Annotated in this window: 3 protein-coding genes and 1 pseudogene; 3 read left to right on the top strand and 1 reads right to left on the bottom strand. The window is 44.9% G+C overall.

Annotated elements, in window-relative coordinates; translation table 11 throughout:
- The 3 genes and pseudogenes from WBA23_RS09775 to WBA23_RS09765 form a co-directional block, all read left to right on the top strand.
- Window positions 1–280 (top strand): ABC transporter permease (locus WBA23_RS09775; RefSeq protein WP_424582093.1); only part of this gene is annotated, 280 nt, incomplete at its 5' end.
- 15 nt (window positions 281–295) lie between these two features.
- Window positions 296–1,204: pseudogene (locus WBA23_RS09770) on the top strand (ABC transporter permease); the annotation flags it as partial.
- A 198-nt stretch (window positions 1,205–1,402) separates the two neighbouring features.
- Window positions 1,403–2,374 carry an ABC transporter permease gene (locus tag WBA23_RS09765; RefSeq protein WP_424582094.1) on the top strand — a complete coding sequence of 324 codons (972 nt, stop codon included), beginning with the start codon at window positions 1,403–1,405 and terminating at the stop codon, window positions 2,372–2,374.
- An 8-nt stretch (window positions 2,375–2,382) separates the two neighbouring features.
- On the opposite strand, the gene WBA23_RS09760 is transcribed toward WBA23_RS09765, so the two are convergent.
- Window positions 2,383–3,414 (bottom strand): hypothetical protein (locus WBA23_RS09760; protein ID WP_424582092.1); only part of this gene is annotated, 1,032 nt, incomplete at its 5' end.

Here is a 3,414-nt window from a genome sequence, read left to right as displayed (position 1 = left end):
TATGCTCCGACACACCTTTCTACTCATTTACCGTAACTTCACACGCTTTCGTAGTACGTTTTTTATCAACCTTATTGGCTTATCATCCGGCTTAGCCTGTGCGCTGTTTATCTTTTTATGGGTGAATGACGAACTGAGCGTAGATAAGTTCCATGAGAAGAACGCGCGATTGTATCAGGTTATGGTGAATATGGATCAGGCAGATGGCATTACTACCCAGGAGGGGGGACCAGGGTTGTTGGCTGAATCCTTAGCCGAAAATATGCCGGAAGTGGAGTAAGCTACAGCCGTTACCCCATCGGTTTGGTTTGGAGATTTTACGCTGTCGGTCGGTGAAAAGAATGTGAAAGCACCGGGGCAGTTTGCTGGAGAAGATTTCTTTACCGTTTTCTCGTACAACGTATTACAAGGACAAGAAAATCAGTTGCTCACAGACAAAAACTTAGTGGTAATATCCGAAGATATGGCGAACCGCCTATTTGGTACTACTGAAAATGTGGTGGGTAAAATGCTAGATTGGCACCTGCTACAATTCACCCAAACAGTTACTATCTCTGGCATTTTTGCGAATGTTCCTTCCAACTCTACCGCTCAATTTGATTTTGTGCTGTCGTTTGAAGCTTTCAAAGAAATTAACCCTTCAGTGAAAAGTTGGGGGAACAATGGCCCTAATACATTTATAGTACTCCAGGAGGGTACCGACATTGCTGCATTTGACCAAAAAATTGAGCGTTATATTGACGGGAAGTACGCAGAAAATGATTTTCGTACCCTGTTTGTTCGCCCGTACTCAGCGGGTTATTTATACGGAACCTACGAGAACGGAGTACAAACCGGGGGCCGGATTGAATACGTTCGATTGTTTTCTATCATTGCTATTTTTATTCTAGTGATCGCCTGTATTAACTTTATGAATTTATCTACCGCCAAAGCATCCCGGAGAGTGAAGGAGGTAGGAGTTAAGAAAGCAGTCGGGGCCAGTCGATCAGCCTTAGTTGCCCAGTATTTGGGCGAATCATTTTTAATATCGTTCTTATCGCTATTGACGGCTATTGTATTAGTAACTCTACTACTGCCGCAATTTAACATGATTACGGGTAAGCAATTATCGATGGGGTTTACCCCCAATCTAGTTCTGTCTTTAGTAGGTATTATCCTGTTTACAGCTCTGATAGCGGGTAGCTACCCGGCGCTGTATCTATCGGGTTTTAGCCCAGCGAAGGTGCTAAAGGGAAAGCTGGAAAGCTCGGTAGGCGAAGTTTGGGCTCGCAAAGGGTTGGTCGTATTTCAGTTCGCCCTTTCGGTTATACTAATTGTATCGGTATGGGTAGTGTATCAACAGATTGCGTTTGTACAGAACCGTAATCTAGGGTACAATAAAGAAAATCTAATTACTTTTCCAATGGAAGGAAAGATAGCCGAAAAGCCCGAAACTTTCTTGGCCGAAATACAGCGCATCCCTGGAATAGCTAGTGCCTCCAGTATGCAACAAAACGTAGTTGGGAGTGATGCTTCAACGGTAGGTCTTAGTTGGGAGGGGAAGAGTCCCGATGATGTGGTAGAATTTTGGAATTTCAGTATGGGCTACAATATGATTGAAACCCTGGGCTTAGATGTAGTAGATGGACGAAGTTTCTCGCGCCAATTTAGTACCGATAGTTCAGCGATTATTTTCAATGAGACCGCCATTGAGTTAATGGGACTATCTGACCCGGTGGGGACCACGGTAAACCTCTGGGGTGAAGACCGCCAGATTATTGGAGTGGTCCAAGACTTTCATTTTGAATCATTACACCAATCAGTAAAACCCGCGTTTATAAAAGCAGATTTCGAGTTCGCTATGAATATTGTAGCTCGCCTGGAAGCAGGCAAGGAACGAGAAGCATTGGCTCAGCTTCAAAGTTTCCATCAAGATTTTAACCCGGGTTATTCACTTGATTATCAGTTTGTAGATGCCGACTACCAAGCCCTTTATGCCGCCGAGCAGCGCGTTTCTACCTTATCTAAATACTTTGCCGGATTGGCTATTCTCATTTCTTGTTTAGGATTATTTGGCCTAGCTGCTTTCACTGCGGAGCGCCGATTGAAGGAGATTGGTATCCGAAAGATACTGGGTGCCAGCGATTTTGGCATTGTTCGCTTACTATCCACAGACTTTACTAAGATGGTGCTAGCATCTATTGTCATCGCGCTACCCATCAGCTATTTTATCGCCCAACAATGGCTAGAAGGCTTTGCCTTTAGTATCGATTTGCAATGGTGGTACTTTGCCGGAGCTGGGCTTGTTGCCTTATTAATTGCCTGGTTCACGGTAGGCCTACAAACAGTAAAAGCCGCCCGAGTGAATCCTACCGACTGTCTGCGGGATGAATAGGGCAGTGCTCAGTTGTACACTACCTTATTGATAAAGAATACCTTACGGGTAGAGTTTAAACCAGAAGCAGCAACGGTGCGAATATCTTGAGTTCCGTGTACGTAGAAGTACTCATCGTACCATTTCTGAATACCAAAGACCTCTTTATCATTTTTACGGACTTCATCTTCTGGGTTGGGCAGCGCTACTTCACTAGTAACTACATCCTGCACCTCGCCATTGTCCTGAATTACTTTAGAGGTAATTTCACCATCAAAGGAGTACATGAGAACCACCCTATCTTTTTGAGCGTTTACATGAACGAGTTGCTTCAACTGCATACTCTTGGCATTGTCGAGCTTAAAGGCATGATCCCACAGTAGTTCACCCTTTTTATCGAAGCACACCGCAATGGCGTGCGTGTAGCGGTAACCATCAAAGTACGTACTATTATTGTTGCGGTACGAGCCGTATCCACCAAAGCCGCTGTAGTAGTAGCTGTTGTATTTGGGGTAGTAAGCCTCGCCCAGCATAATGTACTTATCACCGTCGGCAATAAGCTCATGTACTACCATTCGGTAGTTAAGACGAATCTTCCGGCCTTCCTGCTTTTTCTTTTCCAAGCGGCGCTTCACTCGCTCTTCCCGACGTTCGCGCATATAGCCGAAGAAGTTTTCCAGGTCAGCGTAACTGTAGTAGCGCATTTCCTGCTCGCCGCTAGGGCTAAGCGTAGCTACAAACAACCCTCTGGAATAGCGAGAACGTTTGGGGCCGTAAGTGCCTGCCAGAAACTGTTTTTGTCCATCAAACTCAGTGACTTGAGCATCTAGTAGGTTGCGCCTACCCTGCGGTTTGAGCGGGGCACTCTGAAGCAGATTACTGTATTGATCGTAAGCTTTAACAGTTACCGTCTTCACCTTTTCAGGAGTGATCTCCGCAATCAACACATCAAAAGTGTTATCACGTTTGTTGGGAATGATATCAATAATTTCCCCATTTTCCTGGTAGATGCCGGGTAGCACATTAATTTTCCGCATTAGCATATCGTAGTGTATCACTAC

Source organism: Tunicatimonas sp. (assembly GCF_049647865.1).
GTDB lineage: Bacteria > Bacteroidota > Bacteroidia > Cytophagales > Cyclobacteriaceae > Tunicatimonas.
The sequence above is the reverse complement of the archived record's forward strand: the minus strand, read 5'-3'. Positions and strand labels throughout refer to the sequence as shown.